The sequence below is a fragment of the Pantoea sp. UBA5923 genome, assembly GCF_002431095.1.
GTDB lineage: Bacteria > Pseudomonadota > Gammaproteobacteria > Enterobacterales > Enterobacteriaceae > Pantoea > Pantoea piersonii.
Genome location: NZ_DJDN01000078.1, coordinates 198,030 through 217,123, shown reverse-complemented (window position 1 = coordinate 217,123; position 19,094 = coordinate 198,030). Strand labels below are relative to the sequence as shown.

General features: G+C 55.7%; 20 protein-coding genes and 1 tRNA gene. 15 read left to right on the top strand and 6 right to left on the bottom strand.

Features of this window, described 5'->3' with window-relative positions; translation table 11 throughout:
* Positions 1 to 124: 124 nt before the first annotated feature.
* The 7 genes from B3797_RS18380 (at position 125) to B3797_RS18350 (ending at position 8,020) form a co-directional block, all read left to right on the top strand.
* Entirely contained in the window at positions 125 to 1,873 is a 1,749-nt protein-coding gene (locus tag B3797_RS18380; RefSeq protein ID WP_311791831.1) for an amylovoran biosynthesis protein AmsF, read from the top strand.
* 176 nt (positions 1,874 to 2,049) lie between these two features.
* Positions 2,050 to 2,125, top strand: a tRNA-Thr gene (locus B3797_RS18375).
* 346 nt (positions 2,126 to 2,471) lie between these two features.
* Positions 2,472 to 3,479 (top strand): alpha/beta hydrolase, encoded by a 1,008-nt coding sequence (locus B3797_RS18370; RefSeq protein ID WP_311791830.1) that lies wholly within the window; start codon positions 2,472 to 2,474, stop codon positions 3,477 to 3,479.
* Between the two features lie 130 nt (positions 3,480 to 3,609).
* Positions 3,610 to 3,999 (top strand): acyl-CoA thioesterase, encoded by a 390-nt coding sequence (locus tag B3797_RS18365; protein WP_311782151.1) that lies wholly within the window; start codon positions 3,610 to 3,612, stop codon positions 3,997 to 3,999.
* Positions 4,000 to 4,726: 727 nt separating this feature from the next.
* Positions 4,727 to 5,716: a glycosyltransferase family 2 protein gene (locus B3797_RS18360; RefSeq protein ID WP_311791829.1), complete on the top strand. Its 990-nt coding sequence runs from the start codon at positions 4,727 to 4,729 to the stop codon at positions 5,714 to 5,716.
* A 2-nt stretch (positions 5,717 to 5,718) separates the two neighbouring features.
* Positions 5,719 to 7,008, top strand: a complete 1,290-nt coding sequence (locus B3797_RS18355) for an oligosaccharide flippase family protein (RefSeq protein WP_311791828.1) — start codon at positions 5,719 to 5,721, stop codon at positions 7,006 to 7,008.
* 16 nt (positions 7,009 to 7,024) lie between these two features.
* Positions 7,025 to 8,020: a glycosyltransferase family 2 protein gene (locus tag B3797_RS18350; protein ID WP_311791827.1), complete on the top strand. Its 996-nt coding sequence runs from the start codon at positions 7,025 to 7,027 to the stop codon at positions 8,018 to 8,020.
* A gap of 103 nt (positions 8,021 to 8,123) precedes the next feature.
* Here B3797_RS18350 and B3797_RS18345 read toward each other — a convergent pair whose 3' ends face one another.
* Positions 8,124 to 9,692, bottom strand: coding sequence for a methyl-accepting chemotaxis protein (locus B3797_RS18345; RefSeq protein WP_311782147.1), 1,569 nt, complete (start codon positions 9,690 to 9,692; stop codon positions 8,124 to 8,126).
* A gap of 406 nt (positions 9,693 to 10,098) precedes the next feature.
* Positions 10,099 to 11,061: a chemotaxis protein gene (locus tag B3797_RS18340; RefSeq protein ID WP_269949423.1), complete on the bottom strand. Its 963-nt coding sequence runs from the start codon at positions 11,059 to 11,061 to the stop codon at positions 10,099 to 10,101.
* A gap of 178 nt (positions 11,062 to 11,239) precedes the next feature.
* Here B3797_RS18340 and B3797_RS18335 point away from each other — a divergent pair, with 178 nt between their 5' ends.
* A complete protein-coding gene (locus B3797_RS18335) occupies positions 11,240 to 11,632 on the top strand; it encodes a YgiW/YdeI family stress tolerance OB fold protein (RefSeq protein WP_120451218.1) in 393 nt (130 codons plus the stop codon).
* 165 nt (positions 11,633 to 11,797) lie between these two features.
* On the opposite strand, the gene dbpA is transcribed toward B3797_RS18335, so the two are convergent.
* Positions 11,798 to 13,180, bottom strand: coding sequence for an ATP-dependent RNA helicase DbpA (gene dbpA, locus B3797_RS18330; protein ID WP_311791826.1), 1,383 nt, complete (start codon positions 13,178 to 13,180; stop codon positions 11,798 to 11,800).
* Between dbpA and B3797_RS18325 the strand changes: the two genes are divergently transcribed.
* The 6 genes from B3797_RS18325 to yniD all read left to right on the top strand — a co-directional run bounded on the left by B3797_RS18325 (position 13,171) and on the right by yniD (position 16,714).
* Complete coding sequence (locus B3797_RS18325) at positions 13,171 to 13,452, top strand: hypothetical protein (RefSeq protein WP_311782145.1); 282 nt, start codon at positions 13,171 to 13,173, stop codon at positions 13,450 to 13,452. The two genes, dbpA and B3797_RS18325, sit on opposite strands and share 10 nt — an antisense overlap.
* Positions 13,453 to 13,587: 135 nt before the next feature.
* Positions 13,588 to 13,800 (top strand): hypothetical protein, encoded by a 213-nt coding sequence (locus tag B3797_RS18320; protein WP_311782144.1) that lies wholly within the window; start codon positions 13,588 to 13,590, stop codon positions 13,798 to 13,800.
* A gap of 251 nt (positions 13,801 to 14,051) precedes the next feature.
* The gene (lldR, locus tag B3797_RS18315; RefSeq protein ID WP_311782143.1) at positions 14,052 to 14,819 is read left to right on the top strand and encodes a transcriptional regulator LldR; all 768 of its coding nucleotides are present in this window, start codon (positions 14,052 to 14,054) and stop codon (positions 14,817 to 14,819) included.
* 17 nt (positions 14,820 to 14,836) lie between these two features.
* Positions 14,837 to 16,024 carry an FMN-dependent L-lactate dehydrogenase LldD gene (gene lldD / locus B3797_RS18310; protein WP_311782142.1) on the top strand — a complete coding sequence of 396 codons (1,188 nt, stop codon included), beginning with the start codon at positions 14,837 to 14,839 and terminating at the stop codon, positions 16,022 to 16,024.
* Between the two features lie 44 nt (positions 16,025 to 16,068).
* Positions 16,069 to 16,497: an OsmC family protein gene (locus B3797_RS18305; RefSeq protein WP_311782141.1), complete on the top strand. Its 429-nt coding sequence runs from the start codon at positions 16,069 to 16,071 to the stop codon at positions 16,495 to 16,497.
* A 109-nt stretch (positions 16,498 to 16,606) separates the two neighbouring features.
* Positions 16,607 to 16,714, top strand: coding sequence for a small membrane protein YniD (gene yniD, locus B3797_RS18300; RefSeq protein ID WP_311791825.1), 108 nt, complete (start codon positions 16,607 to 16,609; stop codon positions 16,712 to 16,714).
* A gap of 116 nt (positions 16,715 to 16,830) precedes the next feature.
* On the opposite strand, the gene B3797_RS18295 is transcribed toward yniD, so the two are convergent.
* From B3797_RS18295 to B3797_RS18285, 3 genes are all read right to left on the bottom strand, one after another.
* On the bottom strand, positions 16,831 to 17,070 hold the full coding sequence (locus B3797_RS18295; protein ID WP_120451224.1) for a hypothetical protein: 240 nt from the start codon (positions 17,068 to 17,070) through the stop codon (positions 16,831 to 16,833).
* A 109-nt stretch (positions 17,071 to 17,179) separates the two neighbouring features.
* Positions 17,180 to 17,350: a hypothetical protein gene (locus B3797_RS18290; protein ID WP_167456942.1), complete on the bottom strand. Its 171-nt coding sequence runs from the start codon at positions 17,348 to 17,350 to the stop codon at positions 17,180 to 17,182.
* 118 nt (positions 17,351 to 17,468) lie between these two features.
* On the bottom strand, positions 17,469 to 18,116 hold the full coding sequence (locus B3797_RS18285) for a CPBP family intramembrane glutamic endopeptidase (protein WP_120451225.1): 648 nt from the start codon (positions 18,114 to 18,116) through the stop codon (positions 17,469 to 17,471).
* Positions 18,117 to 18,334: 218 nt separating this feature from the next.
* Here B3797_RS18285 and B3797_RS18280 point away from each other — a divergent pair.
* Positions 18,335 to 19,094, top strand: a 760-nt coding sequence (locus tag B3797_RS18280; protein ID WP_311791824.1) for a CHASE4 domain-containing protein, incomplete at its 3' end; no start/stop codon positions are given.

Below are 19,094 nucleotides of genomic sequence, written 5' to 3'. Positions count from 1 at the left end.
TGGACGTTCGCACCGTTCGCGCCATCAATACCCACAACGACATGTGGGACCAACTTTGCGGCCGTCCGGCCACGCGCTGACAGACGTCAGAGCATCAGTACCCTGAAATCCTGAGGAGGATACCATGATTGAAGTGAACTCTTATGCTGAACTGCGTACCACCAAACCAGCAGCAGCAGGCCAGGTCGCCAGTCTGAACCGCTACTATGATAAGGATTCAACCTTCCGTGGCGGCGGTGATTTTATCGGCTACCTTGGCACCACCACGCTAAAAGATGACGGTGGCACGATTGCAGTGGGCGATGGCTTTTACTGGAAGCGCACTATTAACGATCCTTCTGAGTTGAACGTGCTGCACTTCGGTGCCAAAGGCGATGGCTACACCGACGACACCGACGCCTTTATGCGCATGTACAACTGGACCAAGACCTGGAACGCTAACTGCGTCGCGCTGCCCGTACGCTTTCCCGGCGGGAAATTCCTGATCAAGCCCATCGATCTCAGCGCCACTGATGCGACCTTCTTTGGCCTGCTCGGCGATGACTCACCGCTGGGTTCGCTGCCGCGTACCACCATTATCTCTGATAAAAGCGCCACGCCGGTGTTCAAGGTAAAAGCGCGTCGTACGGTGATCGCCGGTATGGCGTGGAACGGTCAGGCCAGCGCCGATACCGTGAAAAACACCGGCACCATCACCGCCGATCTGGTGAGCAACAACCAGCCGTTCTTTGAGAACACCTGTATCGAAGGGGAAACGGTGAACATTCACTGTTTCCGCGCGCAAAATACCGGCGGTACGGTGTTCAAGCTGCTGGATACGCTCGACAGTAAGTTTGACCAGATCTATACCCTCTACACCTATTCGCGCGTGTTTGATGTGGGCTGGTCAAACTCACCGAATGGCGTCTGGGACCACTCAACGGCAATCGAGCTGAGCAACGCTAACTTTCAGACCGGCTACGGCGACGCCACGCTCTATATGCCGCGCGTGACCCAGGGGATTATGCGCAACGTCTGGATTGAGCATACGCGCAACCCCGGCAATCTCTCCGACGGCGGCTGGACCATCGACACGCTGAACATTGAAGCTTGCGACAACCCGTTCAATCTGAACAATGCGCGCGTGGTGATGCGCCAGATCGGCCTGCAGTCGGGCGGCACTATCTCTCAGGATGCCGTCAGCGGCCGCTGGCTCTCTACCTTTGAGTATGGCTATCGTCGTGACGAGAACCACGGCACCTTTATGACCGGCTCGCTGCGAGCAGGGTACTACAGCGGTTATAAAGTAACCAACAATACCAGCACCGATAACTGGTATCGCCTCGGCCAGTTCTTCTTCCCCAGCCCTAACCAGCAGTGGGTTATTGAGATGATTGGTAAAGGCGACGCCACCTCGCCGTCTACGACCGCTACCTCGCCGGTCAACATGGTGGGGACCGGTAAAACCTGGATCAACCTGCAGCGACTGGAAACCGTCTGGGCCGACGCCTGCCATATGGGGCAACCGGCGGTGCTGGATATTCGCTACAGTCGCGTCGGCACCACCTATGCGGTGGTGTGGGTAAAGCTGGCCGCGAACAGTGGGGACACTATGTTCAACCTGCAATGTACCGGCCCAACGCGCTTCGATAGCGGCTCCTGCTCGCTGTTCCAGTCCGATATGTCGGTGGTAACGGACACCACCAAGATGGGGACGCTGAAACCGGCCGCACGCTTTGGCTTGCATAATGGACTGGCAGGTATCGGCGCCAACGAGAAAGGCGTAGTCACGCTCGCGACGACCGCGGGTACGCCGACTAATAAAACCACGCCTTCGGGCTTTGTGCTTATCAATATCAATGGTACTGACCGCAAGGTCCCTTATTACGATTGATGACAGGCACGTTTTGGCGAGGCTACGGCCTCGCCTTTTTTTGTTTCTGGCGCAGAAAGAGAGCAGGGGAGCCGTTTCGGGTATCAAATGACGAGAAAAGCAGCATCTGCACGCTGCGGCTCTTGACGCAGGTAGCGCTTTTTTCTACCTTATTGCCCCGTAGTTCTCGCCTTTATGCCGGTGTAGCTCAGTTGGTAGAGCAGCGCATTCGTAATGCGAAGGTCGCAGGTTCGACTCCTGTTTCCGGCACCAGTTATATCAAAGCGTTACCCATCATTCGTTCCTTCTCCTTTTAGCCCGTGTGACAGATTTGAGACGGTAGGACTGCTCTAAAATCCCCCTTGCTGTAACTCACTGAATCCTTCTCATCGACCTCAGCCTTGTTGTCCCCTCTCTTTTTAGCGCTGCGTGCCGCCTGGTAAAATAAAAAACAATGATAATCAAAAAGATAAGATTTATTTGAAGAAAGTGCATTATTTTTTGTTTGCTATTAAGTAGTGCGCTATATAAATTCACCTCATCCCGAATGCGTCGCAGCTAAGGCGATGTATTTAAATAGCGTGCGATTTAATAGTGAACTGATTAAAGGAGTGACTTCATGAAAATTAAACAGACCTTTTTAGCCCTGGCGCTGGCCGCTGCTTCTGCTAACAGCTTCGCTGAAACACCGCAGCCGGAGCGTCATGTACAAAACTTTTTAAATGTGCTGAACAGCAGCGGCGGCAAACCGCTGGAACAGCTCTCGCCCCAGGCAGCGCGGCAGGTGCTGGTCGGCGCACAAAAAGGCGCGGCGTTGCCCGACGCAGAGGTAACGGAAAAAACCATTGAGGTAAACGGCCAGCCTTTGAAACTCAATATTGTTAAGCCCAAAGGGGCGCAGGGCACGCTGCCGGTGTTTATGTTCTTCCACGGCGGCGGCTGGGTATTAGGGGATTTTCCGACCCATGAACGTCTGGTGCGCGATCTGGTCGTTGAGTCGGGCGCCGCGGCGGTATTCGTTAACTATACGCCGTCGCCGGAAGCGCGCTATCCCGTCGCTATCAATCAGGCGTATGCCGCAACCCGCTGGGTTGCAGAACACGGTGCTGAGATTGGCGTGGACGGCAAACGTCTGGCGCTGGTGGGCAACAGCGTCGGCGGCAATATGGTGGCGGCGGTCGCGCTGCAGGCGAAGCAGCAGCATACGCCAGCGATTCGCTATGACGTGATGCTCTGGCCGGTGACCGACGCGCACTTTGATACCGGGTCATATCATCAGTTCCAGAATGGCTATTTTCTGACGCGCAATATGATGAAATGGTTCTGGGATAACTACACAACTAAAGCGAGCGATCGAAACAATATTCTGGCTTCGCCGCTGCGCGCTACCCGTGAACAGCTGCAGGGGCTACCGCCAACCTTAATCCAGACCGCCGAGCTGGACGTGCTGCGCGACGAGGGCGAAGCCTTCGGCCGTAAGCTGGATGCCGCTGGCGTTGACGTCACGGTAACGCGCTATAACGGTCTGATCCACGATTACGGTTTGCTGAACGGACTGAGCGATGTGCCTGCGGTTCGTACTGCGCTGCGCCAGGCGGCCGATGAGCTAAAAACGCATCTGAATTAACGTCTTTGCCAGGCAATATGCCTGGCTTTTTTTACCTTGCCGCGCGCACAAAAGCAGTGCGTCAGAGGCCGCGCCAGGTTAAATTCGCAAAATCAAACCGTTACTCTATTCACTACCGCAGGATACGGACATGTTTGCAAAGCACTATGATGTTGATGAAAACCATATCGATTTCCAGGGCATCGTCGATGGCCTCTATTACCCTTTCTATATGGAATGGACGCGCCATGCCTACATGCGCGAAGCGCTGGGTATCGACATTGAAGAGGAGTTTAAACAGGGACGCCTCTATATGGTGCTGGAGTATTCGCTGCGCTTTCGCAAGAGCCTGCAAAAGGGCGACAAGCTGGAAGTGACCTGTACGCTGGAGAAAAATGAAAAGCGCAATCGGGTTAACTTCGTTCAGCAAATCAGGGTCGATGGCGTCACTTATGCCGAGGCGACTTTTGTCGCAACCTGCCTCAGTAACGGCAGGCCCAGCATGCCCGATGCGGTAATGAATGCCTTAAACGCGCTTTAACGCAGAGAGAAGGGCTAAAGCCAGCCCTTCACCTTTACCCGCAGCACCCGATACCTTATTTCCCTCTGTCCTGACCTCTCGCCCAATTCTTAGGTCACCCCCCGAAATTTACGAGATATTCGTCACGTTAACCGGCTTAATTTTTCCCGCATTTAACCCCGCTTTTTTTACATCAGCACTGTTTAACCTGGCGCTATGTTTTAAATGTATATTCTTATTATTCTTAAGCGTGCATTGCGGCGTGCTGATTAATAGTGAAAGTATCGAGAAACAAAACTTATTAAGCCCGGTTAATCTAATTTCACGTCAGTCTGCACGATGCCCTGAAAGCACAGCTTTTTTTGTTTTTACCAGCCAGGATAAATCCTAAGGCTAAAGGCGATTTTTTCCTCTTTGAAGAAAAAGCGTTATTAATTCTGCTTTTTACTGTTTAAGCGTGCCAGCCCAGGCAGGTGATAAATCTCACAGGTAAGCGTAATGCCCGCTTATCCATTAATTATGATGAATAAACAGAGCGTCTGTGCGGAAATTCCGGTTTAGCGTTCGCCCCATTGACGGAATAAAAGCGGCACGTAATATCTCATCATTCAATCCTGATTTTTTCTGTAGTCGCACAGCATTCATCCGGGAAAAAACAAAAACGCTGAAGTGAGCCCGGCACTAAAGCTTTATTGCGGTTATTGCTGCGCTTTTAGCGTGGACGTAAAACACTTTTCCCAGAGGATCTATGGTAACGCTTAACAGCCCGTTAATTAGCGTAATTGTGCCGGTATATAATGCCGAAAACTCGATTATTCGCTGTGTTGAAAGCGTGCTGGCGCAGCAGGAGCCGCGCGTTGAACTGATTCTGGTTGACGACGGCTCGACCGACAGCTCGCCGCTGATGCTGGAGAGCTGGCGCGACCACCCCCAGGTGCGCATTATTACCCAGCGTAACGCCGGCGTCTCATCGGCGCGCAACGCGGGCATTGCGGCGTCGCGCGGCGCTTATTTGCGCTTCGTCGACGCGGATGATTTTCTGCCCGCCGACGCATTAAGCCTCTGCCTGTCGCAGATGAATGATGACGTTGGCCTGATTGTCGGCGAGTCGCAGCACTTTACGCCGCAGGGACAGCCTGTCGCGCGGACCTTTCCCTCTGCGGCGCGGCGCGTGCTCAGCGCCAGCGATGCGGTCAACGATCTGCTCTATTTCCATCCGCGTCACGGCATCTGCGACAAGCTCTTTAACGGCGAGCTGATCCGCGCGCACCAGCTGCGCTTTAACGAGCAGATCGCTAATTTCGAGGATCTGCTGTTTGTTATGCAGTATCTCAGCCTGCTTAAAAACCAGCAGGTGATATGTATCAACAGCGTCATTTACAACTACGTTGAATCTGAGAACTCGGCGACGCGCTCGTCGGTACGCGAAAAGCATTTCTCATTCGCCCGCTCATTTAGTGAAATGCAGCGGCTGCTGTCGCGCAGCAACGACAAATTTTTCTATTTCCTGCTGCTGAAGGTCTCTTCGGCTTATTTATATAAAGCCATCGTCTCAGGCGAGTTTAATTCCGCCTTTATCAACGATCATATTCGCCGCTACCGTCAGGCTTTTAAAGCCTACCTCTCTTCAGGGGTCATCGTTAACGGCTGGAGCCTCTACTTCACGCTTTTTTTCTGCTCGCCGCGTCTGGTCTCCCAGCTGCGCAAGCTGGCGCAAAGCGCGGTGCGCGGAGGGTAATCATGAAAGATAAACTGAAGAATTCGTTGTGGATGATCGCCGAGAAGATCATTGCGGTCTTTGGCCTGATTTTCGTTACCTCTTTTGTGGCGAAATATGTCGGGCCAACTACCTTCGGCATTATTTCCATCTCGCTGCTGGTGTTTCAGTTTTTGCAGACCGTGGCCTATATGGGCAGCGATGTCATTCTGCTGAAACGGCTGTCGCAGAATAAACATTCCGGCATCAGGCTGATGCTCTCCGCATCGGTGCTGATCTTCACGCTCTATCTGGTGCTGGCGTCGGCCGGTATGGTGATAATGCGCGAAGAGATGAGCTCGCAGGCGCAGATCTTTATTGTCGCTGCCGCCATCGCCTGCCTCTTTTCCGCTATCGATCTGGTCAACGTTTTTAACGAGGCGATGCTGAATGCGAAACTGAACGTCATTGCCAACGCTATCGGCTTAACCATTAGCCTGACGATACGCTTCGTCATCTCATACTTCGAGCTGGACCCGCACTACCTGGCGCTGCCGATGGTGCTGGCGACCTTTATTCCCTTTGTTATCAAGCTGGTGCTGTTCCGCCGCTATGAAGGCGCGGTGCGCACGCCGACCCGCAAACAGCTGAAGATCTATTCTCGCTATATGCTGGCTTCCGGCGGCACGCTTATCTTCTCGGTTGTCGCCGTGGCGCTCTATACGCGTCTGAACCAGTTCAGCGTCAGCTATTTTCTCGGCGTTAAAGAGGCGGGTGTCTTTTCGGTGGCGTTAACGCTTTCTGGCGCCTGGGTCTTTTTGCCTAATGCGCTGCTGGCGTCGTTCTATCCCGCCTTTTTCTCAGAACGCGACCCTAAACGCGCCATCGTTAAAATTCAGCAGCTGCACCTGCTGGTGGTGGGGGTGTCGGCGCTGGTGATCGCCGCCGTCGCGCTGCTGGCCCCGCCTTTTATTCATTACTTTTACGGTCCCGCTTATCAGGATGCGGTCGCGCCTACGGTCTGGCTCTGTCTTGGCGCGATGTTCGGCCTGCTGAGCAGCGTAATGGATCGCTTTATTATCAAATATAACGGTTACGCCTATCTGGTGAAAAAAACCTTTTTTGTACTGCTGATTTGTCTGGTCTCTTCCGCTGTTCTGGTGCCGCTCTATGGCCTGACCGGCGCAGCCTTTAGCGTTATTTTGACTGAACTGCTTTCGTTCACGCTGCTGAATTACTTTTTTGCCGCTCAGCCGATGTTAACCATTCATCGCTCTTTTTTCAGTCCTAAAAAAATATGGTTTTTATTAAACGACGTTAAAACCCTCAGATAGTTAAGAGGAATGAAAAATGATTTCTACACCCAGGTTCAGCATTATTATTCCCGCGTGGAATGCGCAAAAAACATTGAGAAGAACATTAATCAGTGTCTTGCAGCAGACCTGCGACGATTATGAAGTGATAGTAGTTAATGACGGCAGCACCGACGGCACCGCCGCGTTGCTGGAGGAATTTAGCTACCAGCAGAATATTCACGTTATCAACCAGCAGAATGGCGGCGTCAGCGCGGCGCGTAACCGCGCGCTGAAGCAGGCGCAGGGGGATTTTATTCTTTTCCTCGACGCTGACGACTGGGTTGACGATCATTTTCTCGCCAGCTTTCAGCAGTCGCTGGATAACAGCTACGGCAGGCCGGTAGATTTAATCGTCGGCAACCTGGTCGATGACCGTATCGGCAGCATCCGTAAATATGGCTATTTTGCGGCGCAGGAGATGCCTTATCTGCTTGGCGAACTGGAGATGAGCGACAATATCGGTTATCTGCACAACAAGTGTTACAGCCGGCGCGTAATTGAGGCGAATAATCTCCATTTCCTTGAGGGGATCTCCATGAGCGAAGATCTGCTGTTCAACCTCAAGTACTTTTACAACGTCAGTAACTGTCTGGTGATCGACAGCACAGCCTACCATTACGAAAATGTGATGGATTCGCTGTCAAAGAAGCGCGTTCAGTACAACGAACTCAAAGAGCGCAAGCAGTTTCTGACCGGCCTGTATGACACCATCATGAATAAGTATACGCACCGCGATCTCGACTACTTTCTGAAAGGCGTCTCTAAGCGAGTGCTGGCGCTGGATATGCAGATAGTGACGTCGATGTATCACGACTCTTTTACGCACAATGAAATATCACGGGAAATTAATGAGATTAAACGCGGGAAATATTCAAAAGGAATTTTTATCCTGCTGAACCGCAATGAAAAACTGAAATATATTATTATGAATTTTAATAGTTTTGCGGCTTATTACTGTCTTTACGCCCTGTATAAGGCGCGCGCTTTTTAATGGATGTATTTCATCCGCTACACACGACCAGATTTTACTTTCCTCTGGCTTATTATCGTTAATCACGTCGGGCGGCCCGCAACGGCCGCCCGGTAGTGAACCCTTACTGAGCGGGGCGCAGCGCGCCGGTTTTAAACACGCTCATCGCCTGCGCCATGCGTTCCGCCTGATCCTGCAACGCCTGCGAGGCAGCCGAAGCTTCCTGTACCAGCGCGGCGTTCTGCTGCGTCACCGCTTCCATCTGCGTAATCGCCATGTTGATTTCGCTGATGCCGGTGCTCTGCTCGCTGCTGGCAATAGTGATTTCGCTCATGATGCCCGCTACGCTATTCACGCTGTTGACCACCTCGCCGATGGTGGAGCCAGCGTGGGAAACCAGCCTGCTGCCCTCATCGACTTTCATCACGGAATCTTCAATCAGCAGCTTGATCTCTTTCGCCGCCGACGCTGAGCGCTGCGCCAGATTGCGCACTTCGCTCGCCACTACGGCAAATCCGCGACCCTGTTCACCCGCGCGCGCCGCTTCGACGGCAGCGTTAAGCGACAGGATATTGGTCTGGAAGGCGATAGAGTCGATTACGCTGATAATATCGACGATTTTCTTCGACGACAGCGCAATGGCCTCCATCTTCTCGATCACCTGCTCCATCACCACGCCGCCTTCACGCGCCACGGCGGAAGTGGTCGCGACCAGCTGATTGGCTTCACGCGCGTTGTCAGCGTTGTGCTTCACGGTAGAGGTCATCTGCTCCATCGCCGAGGCGGTTTCTTCCAGCGAGCTGGCCTGCTGTTCGGTACGGGTAGAGAGATCCAGGTTGCCGCTGGAGATCTGGTTCGACGCGACGGCGATAGTATCGGAGCCGGTGCGTACTTCGGTGACTATGCTCAGCAGATTGTCGTTCATTTGCTGCAGCGCGCGCATCAGCACGCCGGTTTCATCACGGCTGTCGATAGTGATTTTTGAACTGAGATCGCCTGCGGCGACGCGCTCGGCGACGCCAACCGCTTCAGTGAGCGGACGCACGATTGAGCGGGTCAGGTAGATGCCCAGCAGAATCGAGGCGATGATTGCCAGCGCGGCGCAGACCAGCGTAATCATTATTGCCGTACTGGCGGCGCTGACGATTTCCCGGCCTTCGTTGCGCAGCTGTGAATCCTGCGAGTTAGCGAATTTCTCAGCGCCCTCAAGGAAAGCATTCTGGGCTGGCGTCATGGTTTTCAGCGCATAGACCCCGGCGTTTTCAAAGTCACCCGCTTTGACCAGCGCGATCAGCGCGCTTTTCGCGGTTTCGAATTGCTTGCCCGCATCAATCAGTCCCTGAATTTTCTTTTTCCCGACTTCGGTAACCTGAATGGCAGCGATGCGGTTCATGGCGGTGTTGGTGCGCTGGGTCGCTTCATCAAGCTGGCCGTAGCGTTTAACGTTTCTGTCCGGATGCGCGGTATCGATCACCAGCCCGCGCAGGTATTTAATCTGATCGTTTACGCCGTCGCGCACGTCAAAGGCGAGACGCACTTTAACGTAACGGTCGTCAACGATAGCGGAAATGCCGCTGTTGATGCTCTGGATTTTGCTGACGGTTGTTACTCCAATGATCACCATCAACACCACCACAATGCCGAAGGCGACGCCAAGCCGGACACCGACCTTCATGTTTTTTAAACTCCACATCTCTCTTCTCCCCGCTATTCCATAAAGCGTTTCTGCTTAAACAGTTAAGTTTTTAACGCCTGTGTGTGACCAGCCTGCGCCGAACCCCCAGGCCGCCCGATAACGGCTAAAATGAGAGCTGGCGCACAGGTTATCGGATGCTTTTGTTTTGACTTTAATTTTTCTGAGCGTTTTCTGCACGCCGGAGCGGCATAGCAGGCACGCTGTAGGCTAATCATTAGCGCTGCAGAGAATCAGAAGGCATTAGCGAGCTATCAGATTAACCCGGCTAAGCAGTTGAGTCTGGCCCGTTCAGCAGCAGGCGAGTAAAGGCAGGCGCTGATGAGGTCATCAGAGCAAAAGGAAGAGGGGATAAAAGCGAAACAGAAAAGGAACACGCGACGGGGCGTCGCGTGTTCAGAGAGCATCAGGGCGCTTTTTCCAGCACGCTGTGAATCACAGAGGAGAGTTCGTTAATTTCGAATTTCGCGACGTAGCCGTCCGCGCCGACTTTACGCACATGGTCTTCGTTGGCGCTGCCGGAAAGCGAAGAGTGGATCACGACCGGAATACGCTTTAGCGCCTCTTCGCGCTTGATATTGCGCGTCAGGGTAAAGCCATCCATCTCCGGCATTTCGAGGTCGGTCAGCACCAGCGCAATCTTGTCGTGAATCGACTCGCCCGCCGCCTGCGCCGCTTCGGTCATCTCTTTGATCTTCAGCCAGGCTTCAAGCCCGGTGTTATGCATCAGTGCCGGGATGCCCATGCTTTTCAGGCCCTGCTCCAGCAGCTGACGCGCCACTTTCGAGTCCTCCGCCACGATAGCTACCGCGCCCGGCTTGATCTTAAAGCTGCGCACGATTTCCGGCGCCGGCTCGTCGCCGCGCACCGACGGGATCACGTCATACAGAATCTGTTCAACGTCGAGCACCATCGCCAGGTTATTGCTGCCTTTGTCATCTTCGAGGCAGGCGATACTGGTGATATTGCGGCCGCCAATGCCTTTTTCAGCGGTATGCACCTGGCTCCAGTCGAGGCGAACGATATTATCGACCGACTCTACGGCGAAGGCCTGCGTATTACGCGCATACTCGGTAACCAGCAGCAGGTTCAGGCCGGTCTCCGGCGTACAACCCGCGACTGCCGGTAGATCGATAACCGGGATAAACTGGCCGCGAATGTTGGTCATGCCCAGCAGCGGTGAACGCATGCCCGCTGCGCGGGTAATCGGCTGCATCGGCACGATTTCGCGCAGCTTGAAAACGTTAATGCCGAACAGTTCAGATTTTCCTTTAGCCTGATCGGTGCCCAGGCGGAACAGCAGCAGTTCAAAGCGGTTTGATAACGCCAGATTTGCTCTTTCATCTATCTCTTTTTGAAAATTATCCATCGTTGGCTCTGCCTTGCTGCCGCCTGTCGCGCGGCGATAGTGGGTGTTAAAAGCGTTATCGGCACGTCTCGCAAAAAAGTAAGAGGCAGTGGTGAAAAATAGATCGACCAGGCGGTTAGCGATTCTTGTGCCAGGCTTAACGGGTAACAACGGAAAAATTTCACTAAAGGAGCGCACCATGAAAAAAGTCATGACGTTTACGCTGTTGGCCTTGTTGAGTTTACCGGCGCTGGCCGAGAAGGGCGGTTTTGAAGCGGGCGCGACGCCGCCGCCGCAGAAAAAGCAGGATGCGGGTTATAAAGGTTCAGAGGATACCGGCCAGACGCATATCAACCAGATCCGCGATTTCCGTCAGGACGGTTACGTCACGCTTGAAGGTTATATTCTGAAGAAACTGCAGGGCGATAACTATCAGTTCCGCGACAGCACCGGCACTATCACTATTATCGCGCCGCAAAAAACCTTCGGCGGTAAAACCTACAAAGCGGACGAGCAGGTGCGCGTAAGCGGCCGTGTTCACGGCAAAGGTGAGAAAACGGTACTGCAGGTTACGCAGATTGACGAGCCGTAACAGCCCGGCTAAATCTTCGATGTAGCTTTTCTGGGCGATCGAGACGGTCTCGTTCGCCCGACACGACTAAATACGCACCTTATGGTGCGTTGATCTCCGCGCCAGTGCGTTGTTTTGGCCTGTAGCGCGGGGCATTTTGCTCCCCGCGCTCTCCAGCCGCTCGTTTCAGTCCTTCAGCAGAATCGCTCGCACGCTCTTGCCCTTCATTTTTCCCTGCTTCAGCCTGACCAGCGCGGCTTTGGCTTCGCTCGCCGCAACGGCAACGTAGGCGTGGCTGGGGGTGATATCGATCTTGCCGATCTGGTCGGCGCGAAAGCCTGCCTCACCGGTAAGAGCACCGAGAATATCCCCCGGACGGATCTTCGCTTTTCGTCCGCCATCAATGCAGAGCGTCATCATGGCGGCCGGCAGCGGCTGGCGCGCGCCTTTTTTCAGCGCGCTTGCCGCCACCCAGTTGAGCGGCTGCTGCAGAAAATCTTCCAGCGCGTGGGCGCGCGCCATTTCGTCCGCTGCGACAAAGCTTACCGCGCTGCCCTGTTCGCCTGCGCGGCCGGTGCGGCCAATGCGGTGCACATGTACTTCCGGATCCCACGCCAGCTGGTAGTTCACCACCATCGCCAGCGCTTTAATATCCAGACCGCGCGCCGCGACGTCGGTCGCCACCAGCACGCGCCCGCTGCCGTTAGCAAAGCGGATCAGTACCCGTTCGCGGTCGCGCTGCTCCAGATCGCCATGCAGCGCCAGCGCGCTGATATCCTGCTGATTGAGCGCGGCGGCAATATCGTCGCACTCGCGTTTGGTGTTGCAGAACACCACGCATGAAGCAGGCTGACGCTGCGACAGCAGCGCCTGCAGCAGCGGCAGCTTTTCATTCTGGCTCGCTTCGATAAATTCCTGTTCGATGGCGGGCAGCTCGCTGACCTCTTCCGTGGCGACATGCAGCGCGTCGCGCTGAAAGCGCGCGCTGAGCGAGGCGATGCTCTCCGGCCAGGTGGCAGAGAAGAGCAGCGTCTGGCGGCTGGCGGGCGTCAGCGCGGCCACCGCCTCCATATCATCGCGAAAGCCCATCTCCAGCATGCGATCTGCCTCGTCCAGCACCAGCGTGGCGAGCTGATCGAGCTTCAGCGTTTCGCGCTTCAGATGATCGAGAATACGGCCCGGCGTGCCGACCACGATATGTGGGGCATGCGCCAGCGAGTCGCGCTGCGCACTTAAAGGCTGGCCGCCGCACAGGGTGAGGATTTTAATATTGCGGGTAAAACGCGCCAGCTGACGCAGCACGTTGCTGACCTGATCCGCCAGCTCGCGCGTCGGACAGAGGACCAGCGCCTGGGTAACGTAGCGGCTGCTGTCGATATGCTGCAGCAGGCCGATGCCGAACGCCGCTGTTTTGCCGCTGCCGGTTTTGGCCTGCGCCCGCACGTCTTTCCCCGCCAGGATGGCAGGTAGCGTGGCGGCCTGGATGGGCGTCATATCGGTATAGCCCATTTCGCCCAGGTTGGCGATCTGACTGGCGGGAAGAACGGTAAGGGTAGAAAATGCGGTCACAGGCGGCCTCGGCGGCAAAAGGTGGTCGAAAAATAGCGCGGCAAGTCTGGCAGAATGCGCGTCGCGCGGCAACCAGGGAAAAGGGTAACCTGCATGAAAGCTTAGCTCCGCAGGCGTTTAGGAATAACCCGAAGATAGATGAGAATGGATGTAATCTTTTAATGCTTCCAGGTGATGATGAACTATTTGTGCATAATTTGTTGCTTTTTAAGGCCAGTCGAAGCTTTATAAATGCGCGTTTTGAAAAGTTTAATCCTTTTTATATCAGATGATTCCTTTTTTTTAACTCCAGCAAAAGAATTAATCATTAAATAATCTCACTCATGCAGCCGATAAAATAATCACCGCAATTGCTTTATATTTAGCGCGCCATACTTCTATTACAACGACAGTTTGAGGGTTTTCCATTGAGTAATATTGCCCAGGGATCACATGAAGATGTGCTGAAAATCGTTGGTCGCGCAGTGCTTACGCTGCATCTCCACGGTGAAAGCTTATCTTCTGACAAGGTTGTCTCAATGATCGGCTGCTACGCCGAAAACGCGGAACAAAACCAGCAGCCGCTGTTTGCGCTGGCGATGGAGATGATGACGGCTCAAAAATGGGCGAAGAGCGCCTGACGACGCCGTCTTGCTGAACCAAGCCTCCGTCTGGAGGCTTTTTTTATGCCTGTTCTTTTCCTTATTCGCGCCATGCTCGCTATTTTGGTCCTACCAGTTTCATCTGACTCTTCGGCACAAATCACAGAAGCGGAAAAATCACGGGGCAAAAGGTTGTTTCAGGTTAACAAAAAGTTAACCATTTAACCTCCTGTTGACCCACAGCGCGTTTTTGGTCCGACCAAACTTGCCGCGCCGCGTCTGGATACGCCATGACTGAATCAATTTCGCCGGTTGCAGAGCATCTAGTCGTGCGGCTGCGACGTTATATAGAGCAGCAGAAGCTGGAGCCGGGCATGAAACTCCCCGCCGAGCGGCAGCTGGCCGCCGAGCTGGGCGTGTCGCGCTCCTCGCTGCGCGAAGCGCTGCAGCGGCTGGTCAGCAGCGGCATGCTGATTAGCCGTCGCGGCGGCGGCACCTGGCTGCGTCAGCCGCTTGCTCCCTGGGCAGAACAGCGCATCGTCGCGCCTGTGCGCGAGCTGCTGCAGGACGATCCCGACTATCGTTACGACATTCTTGAAGCGCGCCATGCGATAGAGGCGAGCACCGCCTGGTACGCGGCGCAGCGCGCCACCGAGGCGGATAAAGAGCGTCTGCGGCTCGCTTTCGACGCCACGCTGAAGCTGAAAGAGAGCGACGATCCTGACCTCGCCGCACAGGCCGACGTGCGGTTTCATCTCGCTATCGCCGAAGCGTCACACAATGTCGTGCTGCTGCAGACCATGCGCGGCTTCTTTGAGCTGTTGCAGTCCTCGGTGCTGCAAAGCCGACAGCGGATGTACAGCCAGCCGCCGATTTTCGCCCGCCTTACCGAACAGCATCAGCGCCTGCTTGAAGCGATCCTCGCCGGAGAGGCAGAGGAGGCGCGACGTGCGGCGATGGAGCATCTCGGTTTTGTTCACGCCACCCTGAAAAGCCTGCATGAAGACGAAGCGCGCCAGGCGCGCATCACGCGTCTGCCAGGCAATGACTCTCTTTAACGCAAGGAAAACGCCCTATGATTATCTCCGCCGCCTCCGATTACCGCGCCGCTGCGCAGCGTATTCTGCCGCCGTTTCTCTTCCACTATATCGACGGCGGTGCCTATAGCGAGCGTACGCTGCAGCGTAACGTCGAGGATCTGGCCGACGTGGCGCTGCGCCAGCGCGTGCTGAAGAATATGTCCGAGCTGAGTCTGGAAACCCGCCTGTTCAACGAAACCCTGGCGATGCCGGTAGCGCTGGGGCCGGTAGGGCTGTGCGGCATGTACGCGCGCCGCGGCGAGGTGCAGGCCGCTCGCGCCGCGGCGCTGAAAGGCATCCCCTTTACGCTATCGACGGTTTCTGTCTGTCCGATTGAGGAGGTTGCGCCCGCTATCAACCGTCCGATGTGGTTCCAGCTTTACGTGCTGCGCGACCGCGGCTTTATGCGCAACGCGCTGGAGCGCGCCAAAGCCGCAGGCTGTTCGACGCTGGTCTTCACCGTCGATATGCCGACGCCCGGCGCGCGCTATCGCGATGCGCACTCCGGCATGAGCGGCCAGCACGCCGCCCTGCGCCGCTACTGGCAGGCGGTGACGCACCCTCAGTGGGCGTGGGACGTTGGCCTGCATGGCCGCCCGCACGACCTTGGCAATATCTCCACCTATCTCGGTAAGCCGACCGGGCTGGAGGATTACATCGGCTGGCTGGCGAAAAACTTCGATCCGTCGATCTCCTGGAGCGATCTGGAGTGGATCCGCGAGTTCTGGGATGGCCCGATGGTGATCAAAGGCATTCTCGATCCCGAAGACGCGCGCGATGCGGTGCGTTTCGGCGCGGACGGCATCGTGGTGTCGAACCACGGCGGCCGCCAGCTTGACGGCGTGCTGTCGTCGGCGCGCGCGCTGCCCGCTATCGCCGATGCGGTGAAGGGCGATATCACCATTCTCGCCGACAGCGGCATTCGCAACGGGCTGGACGTGGTGCGCATGATCGCGCTCGGCGCTGACAGCGTGCTGCTGGGGCGTGCTTACCTGTATGCGCTGGCGACACACGGCCAGCGCGGCGTGGAAAACTTACTTTCGCTGGTGGAGAAAGAGATGCGCGTGGCGATGACGCTGACCGGCGCGAAATCGATCGCCGACATCACGCGTGACGCACTGGTGGATGCCGGCGCCGCGCTCGCGAACCCGGGCGCCGCGCCGCGTCCCCGTGCCGTTAGCTGAGGCTTGTCTATACTTACTCACTCGTCACCAACTGGAGGAATGAAATGACTATTCACAAGAAAGGATCGGCGCACTGGGAAGGCGATATTAAAGGGAAAGGCACCATCAGCACCGAAAGCGGCGTGCTGAGCCAGACGCCTTACGGTTTCAACACCCGCTTCGAAGGCGCGAAGGGCACTAACCCGGAAGAGCTGATCGGCGCGGCGCACGCCGCCTGTTTCTCCATGGCGCTGTCGCTGATGCTGGGCAATGCGGGCCATAAGCCTGAGAGCATCGATACTACGGCCGACGTCTCGCTGGATAAAAAAGGCGAGGGTTTTGCTATCACTAAAGTCGCGCTGAACAGCACCATTAGTCTGCCAGGCATCGACAACGCGGCGTTTGATGAAATCATTCAAAAGGCGAAAGCGGGCTGCCCGGTCTCTCAGGTGCTGAACGCTGAAATTACGCTCGACTATACTCTGAATAATTGATCCAGCAGGTCGCCCTTAACCAGCGACCGCGCTATGCTGGCCCGGTTCTTATGAACCTCGATGGATGCGCCCTGTGGCGCATCTTTTCTTTCTGCGGAAGGGGGGAGGCGTGGCGAAATATCTGCCGACAAAAAACGCCTGGAAAATGGTGCTGGTATTGCTCTGTATTTGCGGCGCGTTGCTGCTGATCCGCTGGGCAGCGATGATATGGGGCTGAAAACATGGGTTTGCCGCCACAAGCTGGGCGTATTAGTGATGATCGTGCTGGCGCTGGAGCTGATTCACTTTCTGATGACTTCCTCCTGGCTGCCCTGGGTTTCCCGCTGAGCCGCATTACACATATTCACGTTCCTCCTGCTCGCGCCGTTTAGCGCGCACGTCGCTGCGGGCGATGCGGTACGCCTTGCCTGGATCGCCTGCGACAAACTCAAAGGTCGGCGAATAGTAAAACGGCAGCCAGCCGCCGTAGCCGCTTTCCCACTCCCAGCGTACCGGGCAGGGCCAAAGAATGCCGTCATACAAAATGTAATAAACCCAGCGTCCAGTCGGACGACGGGGGCGTGGTGTTTTCATGGGGATCACAACGATAATAGTTTAAAACAGCTTATATTTTGAACGCTGTTGCCGCTGGCTGCAACGTTAAAACTGCCTCTTTTTTATCCACCGCCATCAGTGGCCTTAATTAGCGGTGTACTTCACCGCACAGCAGGACCACGCCAGGCCGTACTTTATGGATACGATCCGCCATGGCCTCACAGGCCGCTTTAGTCGGATAAATCCGCTCTGATACCGGCAGGGCATCGCAGGCGTCGTGGCCGCAGGCGCTTACTAACAACACAAATCCAATCAACATGGCTCGACTCCTTTACACGGTCTCATTGGTACGGACTGTGATGCTTAGATTCCTTTTTTACGATCCAGTATAGACAAACGTGTCGGCGCGGCATTACCCGCCTGAGCGGTTTTGCGCCTCAGGACAAAAACCAGGCGGGCAGCAGGGCGATAAGATTATTGAAGGTATGCAGGAAAATCGGCAAGGCCAGGCTGTTGCTGCGCAGACGGGCATAGCAGAGCAGCAGCGAAAAGAGCGTCAGCGCCACCAGCGTTTCCCAGTGCACATACTGCGTATGCATCGCTGCGAACAGCAGCGACGTCAGCAGCATACAGGCGAAGCGGCTGCGCGGCGCCCACAGCAGGAACGCCTGTAGCAGAAAACCGCGAAACAGCACCTCTTCAAATACCGGCGCCAGCAGTACGGCGGTCAGCAGCAGGATCAGCATTGAATTGCGTCCCTGCTGCGCCTGCTCCACCAGCCAGCCTTCCGGCTGCAAAAACTGCGTCTGCGCCGCCATCAGCACAAACAGCGCGAAAATAAAGAGCAGCGTCTGACGAACGCGCAGCTCGCCCAGCGGCAGATCGCTGCGGCGCTGGCAATAAAAACGGTAAAGCGGATAGATCACAGCGAATTCAAACAGGCAGAGCACCGGCACCAGAAGTCCGTCGTTACGCAGCACGCCGTAATTAGGAAACAGCGTAATCAGCATCGTCACGAGGTAATAGACCACAAAGCTGCCGACGTAGAACAGCGTCAACGTCACTCTGTCGGGATTGGTGTTCATAGGCGACCCAGCCATTGAAGGAAAGCGCATAGTAGCAATGCGCCCGATCCCTGTCGAGGGAGGCGCGTCTACAAACTCTCACCGCAGTAAATTCCGTCGGCAGGCTAAAACCGCGGCGTCGTGCGCCGATAACGTTTAAACCTGTTCGGCTCCGCAGCGTCCGCCGTAGACGCCCTGCCGCCCGAACGCATCCTATCGCTTTGTTGTGAGCGCACCTGATGACTTTTGTTCCACCGGAATCGCCGTCGCGCCTTTTTGCGCTGGCGGCTGAAGATCGCACCCTGCGCAGCACGCGCCGCAGCCTGCGCATCTTTTCGCTGCTGCTCTCCGGCGTGCTGCTGCTCGCTGTGCTGATGGTGCTCGTCATCGCCCAGCGGCAGAACCACGACGCTACCGCTCACGATCGTCAGCGGCTGCACCAGGCGTGGGAGGCGCGGCAGGAGATGATGCTGACAGACGTGCGCGACTATGCGTTCTGGGGCGAAGCCTGGCACAACCTGCACGCGACGATAAATAAACGCTGGGCCTGGGATGAAGAGAATCTTGGGCCGGATCTCTATAACGAATACCACTACGAAGGCGTCTTTGTTGTGGATAGCGCTGGCCGCACGCGCTACGCCTTGATTAACGGAAAACTGACCGATTTGCCGCTGGAAGCCTGGCTCGGCGCACAGAGCGCTTCGCTGCTGCGCGACGCGCGCAGGCTGGATAACGCGGCGCTGGCGCGCAACGCCGTAATTGAACAGCAGCCGGCGATTATCGTGGCAGCGCCCATTACGATGGGAAAAGCCACAAAGTTGTCTGGCCAGGCGGAAGCGCCATCAATAATGATCTTCGTTAACCTGTTTACGCCCGCCAAACTTGAGTCGCTGGGCAAGATGCTCGACGTCTGGGCGCCGCGCGGAACAGCGAACAACAGTGATGAACGGCTGCCATCCATGACGCTGGAGGCGATGGATGGTCAAGCGGTGGTGCTGC

Bases quoted from the DNA above. Each gene is read 5' to 3' on its own strand.
- B3797_RS18305 (WP_311782141.1), top strand. From the start codon at position 16,069: ATGACTATTCACAAGAAAGGATCGGCGCACTGGGAAGGCGATATTAAA.
- B3797_RS18290 (WP_167456942.1), bottom strand. From the start codon at position 17,350: ATGTTGATTGGATTTGTGTTGTTAGTAAGCGCCTGCGGCCACGACGCC.
- B3797_RS18380 (WP_311791831.1), top strand. From the start codon at position 125: ATGATTGAAGTGAACTCTTATGCTGAACTGCGTACCACCAAACCAGCA.
- B3797_RS18355 (WP_311791828.1), top strand. From the start codon at position 5,719: ATGAAAGATAAACTGAAGAATTCGTTGTGGATGATCGCCGAGAAGATC.
- B3797_RS18335 (WP_120451218.1), top strand. From the start codon at position 11,240: ATGAAAAAAGTCATGACGTTTACGCTGTTGGCCTTGTTGAGTTTACCG.
- lldD (WP_311782142.1), top strand. From the start codon at position 14,837: ATGATTATCTCCGCCGCCTCCGATTACCGCGCCGCTGCGCAGCGTATT.
- B3797_RS18365 (WP_311782151.1), top strand. From the start codon at position 3,610: ATGTTTGCAAAGCACTATGATGTTGATGAAAACCATATCGATTTCCAG.
- B3797_RS18350 (WP_311791827.1), top strand. From the start codon at position 7,025: ATGATTTCTACACCCAGGTTCAGCATTATTATTCCCGCGTGGAATGCG.
- B3797_RS18345 (WP_311782147.1), bottom strand. From the start codon at position 9,692: ATGTGGAGTTTAAAAAACATGAAGGTCGGTGTCCGGCTTGGCGTCGCC.
- B3797_RS18285 (WP_120451225.1), bottom strand. From the start codon at position 18,116: ATGAACACCAATCCCGACAGAGTGACGTTGACGCTGTTCTACGTCGGC.
- B3797_RS18340 (WP_269949423.1), bottom strand. From the start codon at position 11,061: ATGGATAATTTTCAAAAAGAGATAGATGAAAGAGCAAATCTGGCGTTA.
- B3797_RS18295 (WP_120451224.1), bottom strand. From the start codon at position 17,070: ATGAAAACACCACGCCCCCGTCGTCCGACTGGACGCTGGGTTTATTAC.
- B3797_RS18370 (WP_311791830.1), top strand. From the start codon at position 2,472: ATGAAAATTAAACAGACCTTTTTAGCCCTGGCGCTGGCCGCTGCTTCT.
- B3797_RS18360 (WP_311791829.1), top strand. From the start codon at position 4,727: ATGGTAACGCTTAACAGCCCGTTAATTAGCGTAATTGTGCCGGTATAT.
- lldR (WP_311782143.1), top strand. From the start codon at position 14,052: ATGACTGAATCAATTTCGCCGGTTGCAGAGCATCTAGTCGTGCGGCTG.
- B3797_RS18325 (WP_311782145.1), top strand. From the start codon at position 13,171: ATGCGGTCACAGGCGGCCTCGGCGGCAAAAGGTGGTCGAAAAATAGCG.